Source organism: Streptomyces sp. NPDC053076 (assembly GCF_044546845.1).
Taxonomy (GTDB): Bacteria; Actinomycetota; Actinomycetes; order Streptomycetales; family Streptomycetaceae; genus Streptomyces.
Window position 1 is genome coordinate 32756 of sequence record NZ_JBITZL010000014.1, and the last position, 19609, is coordinate 52364.

At 72.0% G+C, this 19609-nt stretch carries 21 protein-coding genes and 2 riboswitches; of the genes, 11 read left to right on the plus strand and 10 right to left on the minus strand.

Translation table 11 applies throughout. The features are described from left to right. Window positions 1–732: 732 nt before the first annotated feature. Together ACIGYR_RS36390 and ACIGYR_RS36395 are read right to left on the minus strand one after the other, a co-directional pair. Window positions 733–1620 (minus strand): NAD(P)-dependent oxidoreductase, encoded by an 888-nt coding sequence (locus ACIGYR_RS36390; RefSeq protein ID WP_399606963.1) that lies wholly within the window; start codon window positions 1618–1620, stop codon window positions 733–735. After that, window positions 1617–1955, minus strand: a complete 339-nt coding sequence (locus ACIGYR_RS36395) for an antibiotic biosynthesis monooxygenase family protein (protein ID WP_391843928.1) — start codon at window positions 1953–1955, stop codon at window positions 1617–1619. The genes ACIGYR_RS36390 and ACIGYR_RS36395 overlap by 4 nt, the downstream gene beginning before the upstream one ends. Window positions 1956–2231: 276 nt before the next feature. Between ACIGYR_RS36395 and ACIGYR_RS36400 the strand changes: the two genes are divergently transcribed. The 6 genes from ACIGYR_RS36400 (at window position 2232) to ACIGYR_RS36425 (ending at window position 6562) form a co-directional block, all read left to right on the plus strand. After that, window positions 2232–2969, plus strand: a complete 738-nt coding sequence (locus tag ACIGYR_RS36400; protein WP_399606959.1) for an SAM-dependent methyltransferase — start codon at window positions 2232–2234, stop codon at window positions 2967–2969. Between the two features lie 363 nt (window positions 2970–3332). After that, window positions 3333–3683: a hypothetical protein gene (locus ACIGYR_RS36405; protein ID WP_399606956.1), complete on the plus strand. Its 351-nt coding sequence runs from the start codon at window positions 3333–3335 to the stop codon at window positions 3681–3683. Between the two features lie 112 nt (window positions 3684–3795). After that, window positions 3796–3917: riboswitch (cobalamin riboswitch) on the plus strand. A 61-nt stretch (window positions 3918–3978) separates the two neighbouring features. Then, on the plus strand, window positions 3979–4377 hold the full coding sequence (locus ACIGYR_RS36410; RefSeq protein WP_399606954.1) for a (2Fe-2S) ferredoxin domain-containing protein: 399 nt from the start codon (window positions 3979–3981) through the stop codon (window positions 4375–4377). A gap of 318 nt (window positions 4378–4695) precedes the next feature. Then, window positions 4696–4839, plus strand: a riboswitch (cobalamin riboswitch). A 36-nt stretch (window positions 4840–4875) separates the two neighbouring features. After that, a complete protein-coding gene (locus tag ACIGYR_RS36415; RefSeq protein WP_345050175.1) occupies window positions 4876–5094 on the plus strand; it encodes a CbtB-domain containing protein in 219 nt (72 codons plus the stop codon). 21 nt (window positions 5095–5115) lie between these two features. Further along, a complete protein-coding gene (locus ACIGYR_RS36420) occupies window positions 5116–5865 on the plus strand; it encodes a CbtA family protein (protein WP_399606951.1) in 750 nt (249 codons plus the stop codon). A 145-nt stretch (window positions 5866–6010) separates the two neighbouring features. After that, on the plus strand, window positions 6011–6562 hold the full coding sequence (locus ACIGYR_RS36425; RefSeq protein ID WP_399606949.1) for a GNAT family N-acetyltransferase: 552 nt from the start codon (window positions 6011–6013) through the stop codon (window positions 6560–6562). 185 nt (window positions 6563–6747) lie between these two features. On the opposite strand, the gene ACIGYR_RS36430 is transcribed toward ACIGYR_RS36425, so the two are convergent. The 3 genes from ACIGYR_RS36430 to ACIGYR_RS36440 form a co-directional block, all read right to left on the minus strand. Next, window positions 6748–7650 (minus strand): endonuclease/exonuclease/phosphatase family protein, encoded by a 903-nt coding sequence (locus ACIGYR_RS36430; RefSeq protein ID WP_399606946.1) that lies wholly within the window; start codon window positions 7648–7650, stop codon window positions 6748–6750. A 102-nt stretch (window positions 7651–7752) separates the two neighbouring features. Continuing rightward, the gene (locus ACIGYR_RS36435) at window positions 7753–8052 is read right to left on the minus strand and encodes a hypothetical protein (RefSeq protein ID WP_399606944.1); all 300 of its coding nucleotides are present in this window, start codon (window positions 8050–8052) and stop codon (window positions 7753–7755) included. A 93-nt stretch (window positions 8053–8145) separates the two neighbouring features. Further along, window positions 8146–8457 carry a hypothetical protein gene (locus tag ACIGYR_RS36440; RefSeq protein ID WP_399606941.1) on the minus strand — a complete coding sequence of 104 codons (312 nt, stop codon included), beginning with the start codon at window positions 8455–8457 and terminating at the stop codon, window positions 8146–8148. Between the two features lie 376 nt (window positions 8458–8833). On the opposite strand from ACIGYR_RS36440, the gene ACIGYR_RS36445 reads away from it, so the two are divergent. The 3 genes from ACIGYR_RS36445 (at window position 8834) to ACIGYR_RS36455 (ending at window position 12584) form a co-directional block, all read left to right on the plus strand. Further along, on the plus strand, window positions 8834–10858 hold the full coding sequence (locus tag ACIGYR_RS36445; RefSeq protein WP_399606938.1) for an ABC transporter ATP-binding protein: 2025 nt from the start codon (window positions 8834–8836) through the stop codon (window positions 10856–10858). A 95-nt stretch (window positions 10859–10953) separates the two neighbouring features. Then, window positions 10954–11376 (plus strand): NUDIX domain-containing protein, encoded by a 423-nt coding sequence (locus ACIGYR_RS36450; protein WP_399606936.1) that lies wholly within the window; start codon window positions 10954–10956, stop codon window positions 11374–11376. After that, window positions 11373–12584 carry an NUDIX domain-containing protein gene (locus tag ACIGYR_RS36455; RefSeq protein ID WP_399606934.1) on the plus strand — a complete coding sequence of 404 codons (1212 nt, stop codon included), beginning with the start codon at window positions 11373–11375 and terminating at the stop codon, window positions 12582–12584. The genes ACIGYR_RS36450 and ACIGYR_RS36455 overlap by 4 nt, the downstream gene beginning before the upstream one ends. A gap of 487 nt (window positions 12585–13071) precedes the next feature. On the opposite strand, the gene ACIGYR_RS36460 is transcribed toward ACIGYR_RS36455, so the two are convergent. The 3 genes from ACIGYR_RS36460 to ACIGYR_RS36470 form a co-directional block, all read right to left on the minus strand. Then, window positions 13072–14040, minus strand: a complete 969-nt coding sequence (locus tag ACIGYR_RS36460; protein ID WP_399606931.1) for a threo-3-hydroxy-L-aspartate ammonia-lyase — start codon at window positions 14038–14040, stop codon at window positions 13072–13074. 62 nt (window positions 14041–14102) lie between these two features. Beyond that, window positions 14103–15269 carry an alanine racemase gene (locus ACIGYR_RS36465; protein ID WP_399606928.1) on the minus strand — a complete coding sequence of 389 codons (1167 nt, stop codon included), beginning with the start codon at window positions 15267–15269 and terminating at the stop codon, window positions 14103–14105. Between the two features lie 13 nt (window positions 15270–15282). Then, window positions 15283–15921, minus strand: coding sequence for a transcriptional regulator (locus tag ACIGYR_RS36470; protein WP_399606925.1), 639 nt, complete (start codon window positions 15919–15921; stop codon window positions 15283–15285). A gap of 197 nt (window positions 15922–16118) precedes the next feature. On the opposite strand from ACIGYR_RS36470, the gene ACIGYR_RS36475 reads away from it, so the two are divergent. Further along, the gene (locus ACIGYR_RS36475) at window positions 16119–16898 is read left to right on the plus strand and encodes a thioesterase II family protein (RefSeq protein ID WP_391843955.1); all 780 of its coding nucleotides are present in this window, start codon (window positions 16119–16121) and stop codon (window positions 16896–16898) included. 93 nt (window positions 16899–16991) lie between these two features. Here ACIGYR_RS36475 and ACIGYR_RS36480 read toward each other — a convergent pair whose 3' ends face one another. Together ACIGYR_RS36480 and ACIGYR_RS36485 are read right to left on the minus strand one after the other, a co-directional pair. Next, on the minus strand, window positions 16992–17492 hold the full coding sequence (locus ACIGYR_RS36480; RefSeq protein ID WP_391843957.1) for a peptidylprolyl isomerase: 501 nt from the start codon (window positions 17490–17492) through the stop codon (window positions 16992–16994). Window positions 17493–17850: 358 nt separating this feature from the next. Next, a complete protein-coding gene (locus ACIGYR_RS36485) occupies window positions 17851–18924 on the minus strand; it encodes an NAD(+)/NADH kinase (protein WP_399606921.1) in 1074 nt (357 codons plus the stop codon). Here ACIGYR_RS36485 and ACIGYR_RS36490 point away from each other — a divergent pair. Beyond that, a complete protein-coding gene (locus ACIGYR_RS36490) occupies window positions 18892–19275 on the plus strand; it encodes a DUF4232 domain-containing protein (protein WP_400014425.1) in 384 nt (127 codons plus the stop codon). The genes ACIGYR_RS36485 and ACIGYR_RS36490 overlap by 33 nt on opposite strands. The last annotated feature ends 334 nt before the right edge of the window (window positions 19276–19609 follow it).

Genomic DNA, 19609 nt, shown 5'->3' on the forward strand with positions numbered 1-19609 from the left:
GGGGGCGCTCGGGGGGGGGGGGGGGGGGGGGGGGGCGGGGGGGCCCCCCGGGGGGGGCCCCCCCCCCGCCGGGGGGGGGGCCCCGCGCCGCGGTCTGCAGGCGCTCCGGCAGCAGCGCCATCGCGCCGCCGCCGGTCGCGCCGATCAGTCGCAGACCCGGGTACTTGTCCAGCCATCCCGCGAAAGCGATCATGGCCATGCCCATCGTGACGTCGCCGAAGCGGCCGATCTGCTCGACGAAGCCGATCCCGTCCACCCGTTCCGTGCCGACCGGTTCGGCCGGGGCGTGCACCAGGACCGGCACCTCCGCCTCCGCGGCCAGCGCGAAGAAGGAGTCGGCACGTGGTGAGCCGAGCAGTTCCCCGTGGACGCTGGACGTGGTGATCAGACCGACGAAGGCGGGGTCCGCCAGGGTTTCCCGCACTCCTTCGAGGTGGTCGTCGTCCCCGAAGGGGTTGGCGTAGACGTACCCGCGCAACTGGTCCGGGAACTTGCGGATCAGGCCCGACATCCAGGAGTGGAAGCCGCGCAACCGGTCACGGGGCTGGGCGTAGTTGTCGACGCCCGGCACCCTCGCCATCGCGCCGGCCCCCACGGGGCTGCCGATGATGGTGAGGTCGATGCCGGCCTCGGCGCGGGCGGCGAGCATGCCGTCCACGTCGGTCAGGCTCGGGGGCATGGGGAAGCGCTTGGCCGCTTCCGGTGGGGACAGGTGCCCGTGGATGTCGATGATCACGTATCGGTTCCCGGTTTCGGTGCGAGTGCGCGGGTGACCGCGGCACAGTCCTGGTCGCCCAGTCCTTGCTCGGTGGCGCGGACGTGGGTCTCCGCCGCGGCGGTCGCCAGCGGCAGGCTCAGGCCGACTGCTGCTGCCTGCTTGGTAGCGAGCATGAGGTCTTTCGCCATCAGCCGCAGCCGGAAGTCCGGCTCGTCGAAGCGCGCGGAGGCCAGGCGCCGGGACTTGAACGCCATGACCGGTGAGGCGAAACCGCTGCCCGCGATGGTCTTGAGGACCTGCTGCCGGTCGAGGCCGCAGGCGCTCGCCAGCTCGGTCGCCTCGGCCAGCGCCTGCACCTCGATGCCCATCAGCAGGTTGAGGAGCAGTTTCATCCGCATGCCGGAGCCGAGTGCGCCCAGATGGACCACTTCCTTGCCCAGCGTCCGGAGCAGCGGCAGGGCGGCCTTGACCGCCTCCTGCTCGCCGCCGACGAACAGCCGCAGCTCTCCGTCGCGGGCGTGGTCGCGGTTGCCCAGCATGCCCATGTCCAGGATCTGCGGGATGTCCCCGGCGATCTGGACGACCTCCTCGGGGGCGACGGTGCTGGCGCAGAGCACGACGCCCGGGTAGGGGCCCTCGGCCAGCACGCCGTCGGGGCCGCGCAGCACGGTGCCGAGGGCTTCGCCGTCGGACACGACGCAGATGACGGCGCTCGTACCCGTGACGGCGTCGGCGGGGTGGGTGGCGACGTGGGCGCCCGCCTCGGCGAGTGGCGCCGTCCGGTCCGCGGTACGGTTCCAGACGCGGACCGGTATGCCCTGGTCGAGGAGGCGGCCGGCCAGCCCGGCGCCCATCGCGCCCAGGCCGAGTACGGCGACGGGGCCGTCGACGCCGCGCGTCATGACGCCACCCCCTTCGTCTCCTTGATCACCCGGAACCGCAGCGACTGCCTCTGGTCGACCCACTGGCGCAGCGGTGCGACCAGCTCCTGGTGCTCCTCGCTCTGCTGCCAGGCGAAGAAGGCTTCGGCCGACTCCCATTCGCTGGTGATCACCCACTGCCGGGAGTCGTCGGCGGGTTCGCCGAGCCTCTCGATGATGTGGCCGGGGGTGCCGGCCACGGACTTCCGGAGCTGTTCGTACAGATCCAGGAATCCCTGTTCGCCGCCCTCGACGACGCGGACCGCGAAGACGACGTTCAGCTTTTCGGCCGACTGGCCCTGGTGGTTGGTGCCCATGTCTCCTCCTGAAGTGAGATCCGGCGGGACACGACTCCCACGGACTCATGTCGCCCGGACGGCCGCAACTCCGAATGGGGGACGGGCCAGTGGAGACAAGGGATGCGCGTGCCGGTATTAGTCACTTCGGGTGAGGGGCGGGCCCCGCACGCCTCACCGCCGGCCGGGTGCGGAGGGCCCTGCCCGGACGAGCCGTGCCGGCTGACCCGTTCGAGTGAGCGCCGGACCGCCGGAAATCAGGTGCGCGTGCGCCGCCGGCCGTGTGAGGCTCCACCGATGGACCGAGAAGAGATCTCCCGGCACGCTCACGCGGATCACCCGATCGCGGCTCCGCTCGACGACGAGTCGGTGCGGAGGCTGCTGGAGCGCGGTCTCCCGCGCGGGGACGAGCGCGTGCTGGACCTCGGCTGCGGCGGGGGAGAGTGGCTCCTGCGGGCCCTGACCACGTATCCGCGGCTGCGTGCCGAGGGCGTCGACATCTCCGAGGGCTCATTGGCGCGCGCCCTGCGGGAGGCGCGCCGGCTCGGTGTGGAGGACCGTCTGGTCCTCCACCGGGAGGACGCCGCCGGCTTCACCGCCCCCCACGCCTTCGACCTGGTGCTCTGCGTGGGTTCCACGCACGCCTTCGGCGGCCTCCTGCCCACCCTCGACGCGGTGCGCGAGCACCTGGCTCCCGGCGGGCGCGTCCTGGTCGGTGACGGATTCTGGGAACGGGAGCCCTCCGCCGAGACGGTCGAGATGCTCGGTGACCTCGCCGACCTGCCGACCACGCTGGACCGGGTCGTCGCGGACGGATGGACACCCGTCCACGGGCACATCAGCACGCGGCGGGAGCTGGACGACTACGAGTGGGCCTGGACGGGGTCGCTGGCCTCGTGGGCCCTGGACCATCGCGCCGATCCGGACGGCTCCCAGGCGCTCGAGACGGCCACGGTCCATCGGGACGAATGGCTGCGCGGCTACCGGGACACGTTCGGCTTCGTCTGCCTCGTGCTGCGTCCGACGCGGGACTGACCACATGAACGGGCGCCTGCCGTCGGCGCCTTGGCTGGTCGCCCGCGCGGGTGGCCCGGCGGTGGGTTCGCGGAACCCGGACACGGTCCGGCCCCGGAGCTGACGACGGGCCGACGGCACACGCCGCGGGCGCGTGCGGCGAGGCTTCCGGGTGGGCGGATCCGCGCCCGGCTGACTCGTTCGGGTGACGGTGGATCGATTTGCCGCCTGGTGACCGAGAGGGACGACGCGATCCCGGGAAGGGTGACCCCGCACATCGTCACTCCTCGTGACTCCGCACGTCACCACTGCTGGTTGACGCCGCACGTCGTCACTGCTCGTGACTCCGCACGTCGTCACTGCTCGTGAAGGGACTCCACAGTCATGCGCCTTCGCACTGCCGCGGTCGCCGCCTTCGGCGCCCTCGCCCTGACCCTCGCCGTTCCCGCCTCCGCCTTCGCCGCGTCGGGAGAGTTCCAGTACACGTACACCGGTCTGGACGGCTCCCCCCGGATCGCGGTTCTGGAGGACCCGGACAGCGGGGAGTGCGTCACCCTCCCCGAGGTCGCGGATCCCGGCTCCAGTTCTCCGGCCCACTCCCCGCGCAACCGGACCGACGAGTACGCGATCGTGTTCACCGAGCCGGACTGCACGGGTGACTCGTTCACGCTGCGCCCGCGCACCGGCTACGGCAGCGAGCGTCTGAAGCTCCGGTCGGTCGTCTTCTTCCGCTGACGGGGTGAGGCGCGTCCCGCACCGCTCGCCGGCGCCCGTCCGCGCAGCGGCCGGGTGACGGCGCGGCGCCGCTGATGGAATGATGAGCGGCGACATAAGGCGACGGCGGTCCGAGGAAGCCGGTGTGAATCCGGCGCGGTCCCGCCACTGTGACCGGTGAGCGAGTTCCGGCAGGCCACCGCCCCATCGGGGTGGGAAGGCGGGACGAGCGGCGACCCGGGAGCCAGGAGACTCACGCGGTCGCCTCCTCGAAGGAACACCGGGGCGGATCTCCCCGGGAGGGGAGTGGCGCGGCATGGTCGGGCAACCGGTGGAAGAGGGACCGCCCCTGGGCGTGCCGGGCGGCGGTCCGGTGCCGTGCCGGGTCGTCGTGTGCCGGGACTGCTGTTGCGGCAGCCCCAAGGTGACCGGGGTCGATCACGCCGCGCAGACCGCGCGGCTGGAAGCGGAGGTGCCGGTGCGCGTCTCCGAGTGCCTCGACGTGTGCGATCAGGCCAACGTCATCGTCGTACAGCCCTCCGCCGTGGGCCGGGCCGCCGGCGCGCGGCCGGTCTGGCTCGGACTCGTCAACGATGCGGAGGCGACCGAGGACATCGTCACCTGGGTGCGAGCCGGCGGTCCCGGCGTGGCTCCCCGACCCGACATCCTCGACCTGTACGCCTTCACACCGCCGCGGCGCCGTGCGGAACCCTGAGAACCGCCCCGGCGAGAACCCCGGCCGGACCCGGGCCCGGCCGCCCCAACGGCGACCAGTGACCGTCAACCGTCCTCAGCGCGCCCGGATCTCACGCCGAAGGATGCGCTCGGACGGCTCGTCGAGGCGATGCTCGCGCAAGGCGCCCGCTTCGAACGGCACCCGCTCCGCACGGTGTTCGCGACCGCCGACCAGGTGGAGGCCACGGGCGCCTTCGGGGCGGGACGTCCCGGAGTGCCGTACCGCTCACCCACACACCTCAGGGCCGCCCGGCGGCGCGAGAGGAAGATCACCCCGGCGGGCGCGGTCTTGGCCGTGCGCCGGTCACGCGGTACGGTCTGTCCGATATCGACGACGGCGAGACGGAAGCCGGTGGAAACCCGGCACGGTCGCGCCACTGTGTGCGAGGCGTTCTCCAGACGCCTCGTGAGTCAGACCCGTGGCCGTCGTCATGTGCACCACCGAGATGGGACGCGAACTCCCAGAGGAGGGCCTGCCATGGCGCAGACCGTCGCCCAGCCGACAGCCACCCCCGCCGTTCCCGCCAAGCTGCCGCTGAAGGCGATAGCTCCCTGGGCGGTCTTCTTCGGCGTACTCATGCTGATCCTGCTCTACTTCGTCGGCGCCGAGCAGGGCGCCACCTCCGTGTTCAACGGCACGGACGTCCACGAGTGGGTGCACGACGCCCGCCACCTGCTCGGTTTCCCCTGCCACTGACGCGAGGGGAACCGCACCACCATGAACTCCGCAACCGTACGGAACCTCCTTGTACGGGGCATGCTCGCCGGCCTCGCGGCCGGCGTGCTCGCCCTGATCGCGGCCTACCTCCTCGGTGAGCCGAGCGTGGACAAGGCGATCAGCTTCGAGGACGCCCACTCCCACGAGCACGAGATGGAGGTCGTCTCGCGCTCCCTGCAGTCCACCGCCGGCCTCGCCACCGGCGTCCTGGTCTACGGGGTCGCCTTCGGCGGCATCGCCGCGCTCGCCTTCTGCTTCGCGCTGGGCCGCGTCGGCCGCTTCGGCCCGCGCGCCACGGCGCTGTTGCTGTCGGGCTCCGCGCTGCTCGCCGTCTACGTCGTGCCGTTCCTGAAGTACCCGGCCAACCCGCCGTCGGTGGGCGAGCCCGACACCATCGGCAAGCGGACCACCCTGTACTTCCTGATGATGCTGCTCAGCGTCCTCCTCGCGGTCGCCGCCACCATCCTGGGCAAGCGTCTGACGCCCAGCCTGGGCACCTGGTGGGCGACCGTGGTCGCGGTGGCCGCGTTCGCCGTAGTGATCGGTCTGGCCTATGAGTTCCTGCCGGTCATCAACGAGGTGCCGAACGACTTCCCGGCCACGTTGCTGTGGCGGTTCCGCCTGTCCGCGCTGGCCATCCAAGCCGTCCTGTGGATGGGTTTCGGTCTGGCCTTCGGTGAACTGGCCGAGCGCCTGCTGAACCCCAAGCCGGTGACGACCGCCGGGCGAGCGGTTCCGGCCGCGCGCTGACTCCTTCCGGACAACGGGGAGCCCTTCGGGGGTGAGGCGGCCGATTGCCTGCGCGGCGCGTTCGCGGCGCTGCCGCGCCGGCACCCGGACGAGCCGGCTCCAAAACCGTGTGCGAGCCACCCGGAGGGGCCTCTACCCTCCGGGCATGGATCTTCGCGAAGAACTTCCGAGCGACAGACGGGCCGTGCGGAACGTTCACCTGCAGGCGTTCGGTGACCATGGCCTCGTCGTGGCCGACCTGGTCGATACCCTGCGGGACACCATCACGCCCGAGGACGGTCTCTCGCTGGTCGCCGAGCACGACGGGCGGGTCGTCGGCCACGCCATGTTCACCCGCAGTCTGCTCGATGCCCCCCGGCGGCTGGTCGATGTGCACGTCCTCAGCCCGTTGGCCGTGATGCCTGAGCTCCATAAGCGCGGTCTCGGCTCAGCCCTGGTCCGACACGGACTGGGGATCCTCGCGCAGCGAGGTGTTCCCCTCGTCTTCCTGGAGGGCGATCCAGGCTATTACTCGCGTTTCGGCTTCGCGCCCGGTGATGGCCTGGGCTTCCGAAAGCCATCCCTGCGTATCCCGGACGGCGCCTTCCAGGCCATCAGGCTCCCGAAGCATGAGCCATGGATGACGGGGACGCTGGTCTATGCGGAGCCGTTCTGGCGGCATGACGCAGTCGGCCTCCGTGACCCCGGCGCACAGTGATGCGAGCGCCGGTGCCCCGGTGTGGCATGACACGCCGTTCGGACGCCGGTCCGGGCGGCACGGTGTCGACGGGCCGCGCGGGTGGCAGAACGAGTACGCGTCCGTGAGACCGAGGACGACGGGGGCCGACGCCCGCTGCGGCATCAGGAGGCCTGAACTTTCGGCCGGGGTCTTCGGCCTCCGGCTCAGTGGCCGTGGTGACGCAGCAGGAGGTCCGCGACCACCGGGCGGTGATCGGAGGCCGCCGTCTCCCCCGTGCGCGTGCCGGTCACGGCGACGTCCGGTGAGACGGTCACGAGGTCGATGCGCTTGACCGGGTCGATCGCCGGGTAGGTGTTGCCGCCGCTCGGGGCGGCATCACGCAAGGGGCCCCACAGCTTCGTCAGTTCGGGCGCGTTCGGTTCGGCGTTGAAGTCGCCCAGGAGGACCTTCGGACCGGGGTCCTCCGCCAGCACGGCCAGCATGTCGTCGACCTGGGCACGCCGGACGGAGGGATCCGTGCGGTAGTCCAGGTGGGTCGAGTACACGTGCACACGGGTGCCCCGGACCCTGACCGACACCTCGGCGAAGCCCGGCGCCGGGGCCGGCACCGGGTCGGGTGTCTGCGTGGACAGCCGGGTGATCTCGTGGTTCTGCGCGTCGCGCAGCGGAAAGCGACTCAGTACCGCTACGCCGTACTGCCGCCGCGGCCCGTCCGCCGTGTCCCCGGGGAGGTCGTAGATCGGCGCGAAGAAGAACCGCATGTGCAGTCGTGCGGCCAGTTCCCGGGCCTCGTCGGTGAAGGCGCTGCGAGCCCCCCAGTGCACGTCGACCTCCTGGAGGCCGATCACGTCGGCGCGGAGGGCCCGGATCGTCGCCGCCGTCCGGTCGAGGTCGAAGACGTTGTCCTCGCCGGCGCCGGCGTGGATGTTGTAGGTGGCCACGCGCAGTGGCACACGCGGGCTGTGCGGGGGAGCGGTGGCCGGTCCGGCACCGGCCGCCCGGTCCGCGGCACTCGCGCCGGGTGACACCGTGCCGAGCGCGGCGGCGACGGCGAGCACGGCGGTGACCAGCGCGCGGTGAACGAGCCGTCGCATCTTGCGGTCCACGGAACCCTCCAGATCGGAGTGGGAAGCTGCGCGGCCCGCGGTGTCAGGCGCGGCCCGCTGTGTCAGGAGTGGTCCCGCGCTGTCAGGCGCGACCCGGTGGTGTCAGCAGAACCAGCCGTCCTGGACCCAGCCGCGGCGGTTGATGTCACCGAAAGCGAAGCCGTAGGCCCAGCTGCCCTGTTTGCTCTCCACCAGGAACGTCTGGCCCTTGTAGAGGGTGCCCGTCCAGGCGCCGAGCGGGGCGGTACGGACGTAGAGGTCGTCGGCGCAGACCGTCTCGCGGACACCGATGGTGCCGTTCGCGGCCGCTGCCGGGACGGTGGCGAGCAGGACGGCGGCACCCACCGCCGCGATGACGGTGGCCGCGCGACGCGGACCGAGTGCCGACATGGGAGTCCTCATGGACGTCCTTTCGCTGGCGTGGTCGGGAGGGAAGCGAGGGAGGCGAGGGAGAGGGGCGGGGCGGAGGCTCACGAAGCGCGGGCTGCCGGGCTCTCACCAGGAGTCGTAGCCGCCGATGCACTCGTAGCGGACGTAACCCCAGTCGTTGGGGCCGTAGTCGAAGGTGGCGGCCCAGCCGTTGTAGACGGGGTGGGCGCCGGGGGTGTGGCCCACCTTGTCGCCGTAGCCGAGGGTGCGGAGCAGCCCCGTGGGGCCGGTGGAGCTGTTGTAGTTGGCGTAGAAGCTGGCGGTCTGACAGACGATGACCGCGTGCTGCGGCGGGACGGCCGCACGCGCCGGGGACTGTGTCAGGACGAGGGCGCCGACGGTCGCGGCGAAGGCGAGAGTGTTCCGGAGGGACAGCACGTCGTATCAACTCCCCAGGAGAGGTTCGGGGTTGACGCGCGTTACCGTAAGGCACGCGTGGGGCCTCCGCAACGGTCCCGCATCCCCGTCACGCCCGGGGACCGCGACTGATCGAGGCCCGGTGGACAGATCCGCTTCACCGGGCGCAGGAGGGCGCGGTCGGACCGTCCGGTCGGTGCCGCCGGTGAGGGCAGCGGCGTTTCGGCCACTCGCGTCCCGCGCGTGTCCGTTGCCGGACAAGGGTCCGTGCATCCCGCATGTTCCCGGACCCGCTCTGTACGGCGGATCGGGCTCCGTCCGAAATACGTGTGTTCGATATCGCGGCCGGGTCGTTGAACCTGACGACACCACCGGACGACCGTCGAGGGGGACCACGGTGACCTGGGCCGGAAGGAAGCTGGGGAAGAAGCGTGACCCGGTGGCGAGCGGGGTCTCGGACGCCGAGCGGGAACTGTTCGGCGGCCGACTGCGCTGGGACCAGTCGTACGTGCGCCACGAAGGCGCCCTGACCCGGACGGGCTTCGGGCAGATGGCCACGGCCCTGCCGCGGATGGCCGGGATGGTGCTCCGCATCGGCTGGGAGACCGACCGGCGGGGACTGGCCGGGGTCGTCACGGCGCAAGTCGGGCTCGGCGTGCTGGCCGCCGGGGGACTGGTCGCGGTCAACAACGTCCTCACGCGGCTGTTCGCCACGGGACCGACCGCGGACAAGCTGCGCGAGGCGCTGCCCTCGCTGGCACTGCTGGCGGTGGTGTCGGTGGGGTCGGCGTTGCTCACGGCGTACTCGACGGCGATGTCCGGACGGCTGGAACCCCAGGTGGAGCGCGCCGTGTCCGCCCGTTACTACGAAGCCGTCACCCGGGTCGAGGTCGAGGCGACCGAGCGGCCCGAGGTCCAACGCGTCCTGGAAGCGGGCAAGTTCGGCACCGACTCGGCGCGCAGCATGCTCCGGCTGTCGGTGGGCGTGGGCAACGTCCTGATCGGCATGGTCGCCGCCGCCGCGGTGCTGGCCTCGCTGCACTGGGCGCTGCTGCCGATGCTGCTGGCGATCGCCCTGCCCAAGGGGTGGGGCGCGGTGCGTTCGGCTCGCCGCGACTACACCTCGCGGCTGCACTGGGTGGACCACCGGCGGGCGATCGCCTCGATGCTGGCGTGCCTGACCCGTCCGCACGCCGCCGGAGAGATCCGCGTCCACGCGGCCGGCGAGAAACTGCTCGTCGGATACGACGAGATGGCCCGCCAGACGGAGGCGGAGCAGCGCCGTCTGGCGCGGGCGCAGGCCCACACCGACCTCGTCGCCGGCGGCTTCTCCGGCATGGCGTCACTCGCCTGCTACGGAGTGCTGTGGTGGCTGCTGACCAGCGGTGGACTGGCGCTGGCCGTCGGCGGCACCGCGGTGATCGCCATCCGCAACTCCACCGCCCGGCTGACCTCCCTGGTGCAACAGGTCAACCGGCTCTACGAGGAGATGCTGTTCCTCACCGACACCAAGAACGCCACCGAACTGGCCGCCGAGCACGCCATCCCGCCCACCGGCGCACCCCTGCCCGCTCCGGTGCACGCGGTGCGCGTGGAGGACGTCTCCTACACCTACCCGGGCGCCGCGGGACCCTCGCTGAAGGGAGTGAGCCTGACCGTCCGCAGGGGCGAGGTGATCGCCCTGGTGGGCGCCAACGGCTCGGGCAAGACCACACTGACGAAGGTCCTTGCCGGACTTCTGCTGCCCACCAGCGGGAATGTGTGGTGGGAAGGGCCGCCCGGCGAGCGCGTCGAGCTCCGGACGGCTGACCGTGCGCAGGTCTTCGCGTCGGTCGGACTGATCGCGCAGGACTTCCCGCGCTGGGAGATGACCGCCGCCACGAACGTGGCCATCGGCGCCGGAGACCGTCCCCGGGACATGGACCGGGTGCGAGAGGCCGCGCGGGAAGCCGACGTGCACGACCTGGTCGAGGGCTTGCCGCACGGCTGGGACTCGATCGTCTTCAAAGGGTACGAGCGTGGCGTCCAGCTCTCCGGCGGGCAGTGGCAGAAGCTGGTCACCGCCCGCAGCCGGTACCGCGCCGCCCCCTTCTGCCTGGTCGACGAGCCCACCTCCGCCCTCGACCCGCACGCGGAGATCGCGGCCTTCGAAAGCCTGTGGTCGCTGGCCGCCGCCGGTCACGCGGTGGTACTGGTCACCCACCGGCTCGCCGCGACCGCGCGGGCGGACCGCATCTACGTGCTCCACGAGGGACACCTCGCCGAGGAAGGCACCCACGATCAGCTCATGTCCGGGCCGGCCGGCCTGTACCGGGAGATGTACATGGCCCAGGCGGCCCAGTTCGGCCTCGCTCCGCCACCGAGACACCCGCTGCCCGCCCCCCGCGGCGGCAGCGAAACCCGCCCGGAGGAGGCCGGGTGACCGGCGAGACGCCCCGCCGGGCGGCGCCTGACGACCCGTCGCCTCCCCTCCCCGTCCTCCCGGCGAAGCCGTCCGCCGGTGGGACCCTGCCTCAGGTGATCGGCGTGCACCTGTACCTGGAGGACGGGGCGGGGCGGGCCCTGCTCGGGCTGCGGCATCCCGACAGCGCCTACGCCGGCCGGACCTGGCACTTCCTCGCGGGGCACTGCGAGCGGGAGCCGGCCCTCGGATGCCTCGTCCGGGAAGCCCGGGAGGAGGCCGGTCTGGTCATCGACCCGGCCGACGCGGAGTACGTGCACGCCGTGCACCTCGTCGACGATCCGGGCTCGGGGCCGCGCATGCAGCTGGTGTTCCGCGTACGCCGCTGGCAGGGCACCCCGGAGGTGCGCGAGCCCGACAAGTGCCTCACCTGGCAGTGGTGGCGGCCGGAGAACCTGCCGGAACCGATCGTCCCCTACGCCCGAGCCGCCATCGACGGGATCCGCGTCGGCCAGCTCTACACCGAGATGGGCTGGTGAAGGAGTTGACCACCGCCGAGTCGCACACGCGCCGCACCGTCCGCGAGCGGCACCGGGAGCCGCTGGACGTTCACCTGATCCTGAGAAGACAGACCGCCGGCGGCCCCGAGGTGCTGATGTCACGGCGGGCCGGCACGGTCTACGCCGCCGGCCTCTGGCACCTGCCGTCCGGGCACCTGGACGGCCCGCACGAGGACGTCGTCACCGCCCTGCTCCGCGAGGCCCGGGAGGAGACCGGCGTCGTCATCGACGCCTCCGACGCCCGGTCAGCCGTCATCGTGCACCACCGCGGTCCCGGCGGACACTCCCGGACCGGCTTCTTCTTCGAGGTCCGGCGGTGGCAGGGCGACCCACGGATCGCGGAGCCGGAGGTGTGCGACGCGATGGACTGGGTCCGCCTCGACGCCATCCCCGCCGGGACGGTGGCCTACTGCAAGGCAGGGCTCGACGCGTACGCGGCCGGAGCCCGGCTCGCGGTGCACTTCCAGCAACCGGGGGACGAGATCGCCTACGATCCCGCCGCCGACAGACTCCACCTCGTCCCGGGCGCCGATGCCGATCCGTCGTCACGGCGACTGACACCGCCCGTCCGGGACGTCGTCGAGCGGGCATTGGGGCAAAGCGGCGGCCGGCCCTGCGGGCCCGGCTCCGATGCGCATGACCCGGCTCCCGGACCGGGGCCGGCAGAAAGAGGAGACGCCGTGAGCCGCACCTGGCTGCCGCCCGAGCAGTATGCCGAGCAACTGATGAAGGCGACCGGCTTCGCCTGTATCCATTTCACCGACGAGCAGGACCGGCCGGTCCAGCTGCACGCACCGTACAGCCCCGCCCACCCGTGGCAGATGGCCGGCGGCACGATGGAACCCGGCGAGCGGCCCTGGCAGACGGCTGTGCGGGAGTGCCACGAGGAGACCGGCATCACGGTCACCGGGCCGCCCAGGTTACTGGCCGCGGTCTACGGGCTGCCCGGCGACGAGTGGCCGTTCAGCACCATGGGCGTGATCTTCGACGGGGGCCGCCTCAGCGAGGCGCAGATCCGGGGGATCACCCTCGATCCGGAGGAGCACGACGAGATCCGCGTGCTGCCCCTGGAGGCATGGCGGCCGTTGATGCCGGTCCAGGACTTCGCGCGACTGACAGCCGTGACGGAGGCCCGCCGGACGGGTACGGCCGGGTACTTCGACACCTGGGACTGGGGGGAGACGTGAGCCTGGAGTCGGATCCGGGACCGGAGTACGTCCGCGATCCGGTGAGAGCCCGTCAGGCACCCTCGGAGGAAGCCGTGGTGTCCGGCCTGCTCGCCGTGTCCGCACATCCCGACGACGAGGCGCTCATCGGACGAGGCCTCATCGCCGGTGGTGTCCTCGCCCAGCACGCCGCCGCGGGCACCCGTACGGCCGTCGTCACGGTCACCTGGGCGCCCGGCGGACCGCGCGCCCGTCAACCCGCCGACTCCCTGACGGCTTTCGGGGTCCCCGAGCGCCGGCTCCCTGACGGCCCTCCGGGTTTCCGAGCCCGCGCTTGCTCGGGTACGCGGACCACCGTGTCCCCGCCTCCGCCCCCGGCCGGCCCCGATGGTGCGACGCACCGGTCGACGAAGCCGTCGAGCGCCTCGTCGACCACATCAGGCAGGTCCGACCCGAAGCAGTCATCACCCACGATGCCTAGGGACAGCTGAGCGGGGCGTCCGCGAGGTCAGTTGGTCATGAGTGTGGTGAAACGGTGGGTGTCGATGTTGCCGCCGGACGCGATGATCCCGATCCGGCGCGGGGGGTTGTCGACGCGTCCGGCGAGGAGCGCGGCCAGGGGCGTGGCGCCGCTGGGTTCGAGGACGATCTTCAGGCGTTCGAAGGCGAACCGCATCGCGGTGACGATCTCGGCGTCGCTGACGAGCGCGATGGAGTCGACCAGGCGCTGGTTGACGGGGAAGGTGAGCTCGCCGGGGGTGGCCAGGGCCTGTCCGTCGGCGATGGTGCGGGGGACCGGGACGGTGACACGTACGCCGCTCTCCAGGGAGCGCTTGGTGTCGTCACCCGCCTCGGGCTCGACGCCGATGACCCGGATACCGGGGTGCAGTGCCGTGGCCGCGGTGGCGCTTCCGGCGATGAGCCCGCCCCCGCCCACGGGCACCAGCAACGCGTCCAGCGGGCCGGTCTCCTCCAGGAGTTCGAGGGCGGCGGTGCCCTGGCCGACGATGACGTGCGGATGGTCGTAGGGCGGGATCAGGGTCAGGCCGCGGTCCGCGGCCAGGGCGTGGCCGAGCGCGGTGCGGTCCTGGGTGTAGCGGTCGTAGGTGACGATCTCCGCCCCGTAACCGGCGGTCGCCGCCAGCTTGGAGCGGGGAGCGTCCTCCGGCATCAGGATGACGGCGCTGGTGCCCAGTTCGCGGGCGGCCAGCGCGGTGGCCTGGGCGTGGTTGCCGGAGGAGTAGGCGGCGACGCCCTTGGCCAGTTGCTCCGGGGGGAGTTGGGCGGCGGCGTTGTAGGCGCCGCGGAACTTGAAGGACCCGATCCGCTGGAAGTTCTCGGCCTTGATGAACACCTCGGCGCCCACGAGGGAGTTCAGGGTGCGGGAGGTGAGCACGGGAGTGCGGTGGACGATGCCCTTGAGGCGGGCGGCGGCCTCGCGGACGTCGGTGAACGAAACGGGCGGTTCGGCGGCCATGGGCTGTCCTTCGCATGGTGGTGGGTCGGGTGCCGGCGGTAGCAGGCGTGGCGGGCAGGCGGTCACCAGCCGGTGACGCGGGGCCAGTACGCCTCGACGGCAGGCGCGGCTGCCGTGCCGCGGGCGCCGTCGATGACGTGGTAGCCGTGGTGCTGGGCGGCGGTGGCACAGGCGTGGTGGGGCAGGACACGCAGCCGGGTGCCGATGGGCAGGTCGGGCAGGACGGCGCCGTCGCGGGTGGTGAGGGTGCCGTGTTCCTGGCTGGCGGCGGTCATGACCAGGTTCGGGATCAGGGCGCCGGAAAGGTCGGCGACCAGGCCGTAGCCCTCATCCTGCGCCTGCACGGCGGTGCCGCGGTCGCGGGACATGGCCATCCAGCCGCCGTCGGTGACGATCCACCCGTACTCGGGGCGGTGGCCGATGACGGTGACCACGACCGACAGGGCGAGGTCGGCCAGGTCGCAGACGCCGAGGCCGGCCATCACCAGGTCGAAGAAGACATAGTTGCCCGCGCGGAGTTCGGTGACCCCGGTGAGGTCGTCCGCGGCATGGGCGGTGGGCGTGGAGCCCACGCTGACCGTGGCCACGGGCAGGCCGGCCGCGCGGAGCCGCTCGGCCGCGCTGACCGCGGCGTCGCGTTCGTTCCGCGCAGCCTCGCGCCGCTCCTCGGCGGTGTGGCAGAAGTACGACTCGCCGGCGTGGGTCAGCACGCCGTCCAGGCAGCCCGCGTCGTGCAGGATCCGGGCGATCCCGGTGAGCCCGGGGGCGTCGGGCTTGAGACCACCTCGGTGTCCGTCGCAGTCGATCTCGATCTGGGCGGGAAGGGCGATGCCTGCCTCACGCGCGGCCGACGCGACGAACGTCGCCTGTTCGGTGCTGTCCAGCAGGACGCGCACGGTGACGCCACGGCGCGACAGCGCGACCACACGCGGGAGTTTGCGCGGTTCGATGCCGACGGCGTAGGTGATGTCGCAGTGACCCGCGTCGGCGAACGCCTCGGCCTCGGCGAGGGTGGAGACGGTGACGGGGCCGGGAGCGCCGTCGTGCAGGAGGGCGGCGGCGTCGGGACTCTTGGCCGTCTTCACATGGGGGCGCAGGGCCACCCCGAGGCGGTCCGCCCTCGCCCGCAGCCGCGCGATGTTGCGCCGTGTCCTGTGGATGTCGACGACGGCGAACGGAGTGTCGGGGTCGGCCAGACTCCGGGCGGCGGGGGAGGGGGCGGGGCTCATGGGCAAGTGACCTTCACTTCGCGTAGTTGTAGACCGTCGCCCGGGACACGCCGAGCAGGTCCGCGATGGTCTGCGCGGCGTCGCGCGAGTCGAAGTAGCCGTCGCGCTGCAGTTGTCGTACGAGCGCCTTCTTGTCCTCGCGGCCCAGTGAGCGGGGCGTGGACGCGCGCTCGGCGGCCCGGGCCTCGACCGCTTCGCGCAGCTCGCGCGCGGTGCGGTCCCGCAGAGTCTCCAGTGGCTGGTCACGGTGCTCGGTGTCCGTCGCCACGAGGTTGGACAGGGCGAGGGTCACCGGAGACAGGACGGACACGTCGAGGTTCAGGCACAGCGCCGCGACGTACTCGCCGGCGGCGTTCTTGATGCCGATGGACGTGCTCTTCGCCGGGCGGCCGTCGGGGAACCGGTTGGGATAGTTCTGGATGACGCTCGGGTACTCCGGGTCGGCGATGCGGGCCAGACCCAACTCGGTCGCCGAGTCACCGACCTGACGGCCCGACAGGTTGTTCTCGATCGCGCGGATCGCGTGGTCCGGATTCCGCAGGTCGTGCAGCACCACCTCGCACAGGCCGGGGAACATCCGGCCCAGCGCGACAGCGATCTTCTCGGCCTCTCGGACGAGGTGCTCGTCCGCACTGTCCGCGGCGTGAGTCATGACGCCCTTCCCGTGGCCGTCCCGGCCGTCATCGACGGAATATCCATATCTAGACGGGAAGTCTAGATCGTGGTGGGCGTGCTGTCCAGCGAGGTCCGTCCGAGCGGTCGGCCACTCGTCGCCGGAGGGCCCCCGGCATCAACTACTTTCTGTACGAGCACGTTTCGAGGACAGCACGTTTCACCGAGGGGGACACGATGGTCGATCAGTCCGGCGCAGGGCACTCGTTGTGGCTGCGCGGTTTCCATGAGTCGAAGCCGGGCGCACCGCGGCTGCTCTGCCTGCCGCACGCCGGCGGCTCGGCGAGCTTCTACTTCCCCGTCTCCAAGGCGCTGTCCCCGGCGGTGGACGTGCGCGCGGTGCAGTACCCCGGCCGCCAGGACCGCATCGAGGAAACCCCGGCGGGCTCCGTCCAGGAACTCGCGCAAGGGGTGTTCCGCGCCCTGGACCGGCGGGAGGAGACGCCCCTGGCACTGTTCGGGCACAGCATGGGTGCCATGGTCGGCTTCGAACTGGCCCAGCTCCTGGAGGCCGCCGGGCGGCCCCCCGCTGTGCTCTTCCTCTCCGGCCGCCGGGGCCTGTCCATCGAGCGGACCGAGAACGTGCACCAGGGCGACGACGCGCGGCTGATCGAGGAGGTCACCAAGCTCGGGGGCACCGACTCCGCCCTGCTCCAGGACGAGGACCTGCGGCAGATGGTCCTGCCCGCGCTACGGGCCGACTACCGCGCGGTGGAGACCTACCGGCGCACCCCCGGGCCGCGGCTGCGCAGCCCCCTCGTCGTCATGACGGGCGACGCCGATCCCCGGGTGACCCCCGACGAGGCCCGGACCTGGTCCCAGGAGACCGACGGCCCGTTCGAGCTCCATGTGTACCCGGGGGGCCACTTCTACCTGGTGGGGCAGCGGCAGGCCGTAGTGGACCGTATCGAGGCCACGCTACGACGGCTGGGGCCCGGCGGCGGGGCGGCGGTCTGAGCCCGGCCCCGGGAGCCCGGCCCCGGACATCCGGCGGGCCGGGCGGTATGACGCGGGCGGCACCGGTCCACCGGTGCCGCCCCGCGGTGTACGTCAGCCGAGGACCTTGGCGGACTCGATGACGACGGACTCGGTGGGGACGTCCTGGTGGCCGTGGCGGCTGCCCGTCTTCACGCCCTTGATGGAGTCGACGACATCCTGGCCCTCGGTGACCCGGCCGAACACGGCGTAGCCCCAGCCGTTCGGGTTCTTCCCCGAGAAGTTGAGGAAGGCGTTGTCCGAAACGTTGATGAAGAACTGGGCCGTCGCGGAGTGCGGGTCACCCGTCCGCGCCATCGCCACGGTGTAGTTGTTGTTCTTCAGCCCGTTGTCGGCCTCATTCTGGATGGGCGCCTGAGTGGGCTTCTGTTCCATGTCCGGGGTGAAACCGCCGCCCTGGATCATAAAGCCGCTAATTACCCGGTGGAAAATCGTGCCGTCGTAGTGGCCGCTGCGCACGTACGACAGGAAGTTCTCGACGGTCTTGGGCGCCTCGGCGTCGTTGAGTTCCAGCACGATCCGACCGAAGTTGGTGTTCAGCTCGACTGTCGACATCCACATCTCCTTATTCCGGTGGGGCATGCCCACGCTACGGTACGGCCCTGGTGGCCGTTCTCCGGTGCGGCCGAGGACCACGCCGATCCGACGGCTCGAGCGCACCATGGAATATACGACCACAGGGGGCACACCCCACGTTGCGGCGCCCCGGCGTTCGAACGGCCATCGGGGTCATGGCCGGTTCGCGCAAGTGGCCCGCCCCCACTTATCGCCGGCATTCCAGCGGACGACCGGAGTGCCGCCTCGGTCCCCCCCCGTTGGGCGCCGGAGGCGAAGCCGAGGCCGAGCCCCGGCCGACGGAGGCGAGCATTCCGGGTGCCGGTGACGAGCTTTTCAGAGCGCCGGTGGCGAGCTTTCAGGGGGCCGGTGACGCGTCGCCCGGCAACGGCGGGAGCGCCAGGTGCGCCAGGTCGTCCGGCGGCGGTGTGGTCACCGGCCACAGCGGAGCGGCGTCCCCGTCGGCGAGCGCGGCCGGAGCGTCGGTGAGGTTCATGCGCTCCCGCAATCGACCGTAGAAGTCCATCGGACCGAGCCTGACCGCCTTCAGCCGGCGCTCGGCGGCGTACACCCCGATCCAGTCACCGGGGCTCAGCACCCCGCGCAGCTGGCCGTCGATGCTGACCGCGGCCTGGCCCGACCCTGGGAGCACCCGCAGCGCGATCGGCTCGTCCGGCGCGGCGACCACCGAGCGGTTGAACACCATGTGCGGCGCGACCGGCGTGAACACCAGCCCCTCCGCGCGGGGCGAGACCACCGGGCCGCCCGCGGCGAAGCTGTACGCCGTGGACCCCGTGGGCGTGGCCACCAGCAGGGCGTCGGCCGAGTAGCAGGCGAGGAGCCGGCCCGCCAGGTACACCGCGACCGACACCTGCCGGTCCCGGGCCAGCTTCTCCACGACCACGTCGTTCAGGGCGGTGACGTCCAGCGCGACACCCCAGTCACTGCCCGCCACGCAGTCCGTACGCACCCGGGGCGGGGGCAGCATGGGCCCGCGGCCGTACCGCAGCAGCGCCTCCATGTGCGTGGGCACCTCCAGCCGGCACGACGCCCGCAGGGTGAGGAGCATCCGGCTCTCGACGCTGATCCGTTCCTCCCGTACGGCGTCCAGCGCCTCGCGCACCGCCGTGGCGGGGACCTCCGTGAGGAAGCCGACCCGGCCGAGGTCGACCCCGAGCACCAGGGCGTCGTTCTCGGCCGCCAGCCGGGAACCGCGCAGGAAGGTGCCGTCGCCGCCCAGGGTGACGATGAGGTCCGGGTCGCCCGCGCTGTCGACCTCCTCGCGGGCGCTGTGCCGCGCGCCCTCCTGCCACACGTCGATGTCCGCGCAGCCCACCGCGTGCTCGGCACACCATGCGCGCACGATTCGCGCGGTGGCCACCGCCTCGGCGCGTCCGCCGTGCACGACCAGGCCGACACGGTTCACCGTCATACCCGCCCACCCGTCTCCCGGTCCGCTCCTGCCGAGCGCCATCCTCGCCGCGGACCGCACCGGCCCGGCGCACGCCACGCCGCCGGAGCCCGAGGCACCCGTACCGGTACCGCGACCCCCGTGCGTCTCGCGCCGGGTGGCAAGGCATGGGTGAAGCTGACCTTCGTGCAGGTGCAGGGCGAGGCCGACGGGTACTGCAAGTCCGGCGCGACACCCTCCGTGTTTCCGACGCTGGTGGTCGGTCTGCCCGGTGCGGGCAGACACCAAGTGGCGCTCACTGACGGCGGCGTGTTCGCCCAATGCGACGACAAGGTCACGGTGACGCCGGTGTCCTCGTCGAAGCCCGCCTGAGCACGTCGGCCTCCGGATCGCGTACGTCGGTTCGCGCCGGGCCCCGGATCGCGTACGTCGGTTCGCGTGGAGTTCCGGGTCAGGTGCGCCGGTTCGGGCCAGGAACGGCTCCAGCAGAGCCGGCAGTGTCTCCGGGCGGTCCAGTGGGGCGATGTGGCCGCAGTCCGGGATCACCGCGCCCGCCAACCGGTCCGCATGAGGCCGAAGTTGACGCTCCAGCGCCCGGCCCACCGGATGGGCGCCGATGGCGGGTGAGCGGTGCCGGGCCCGCCCGGTGTGATCTCTCTCCTTGCGGTCGTCGCGCCGCTCCGCTGAGCTTCCCTCTCGAACGATT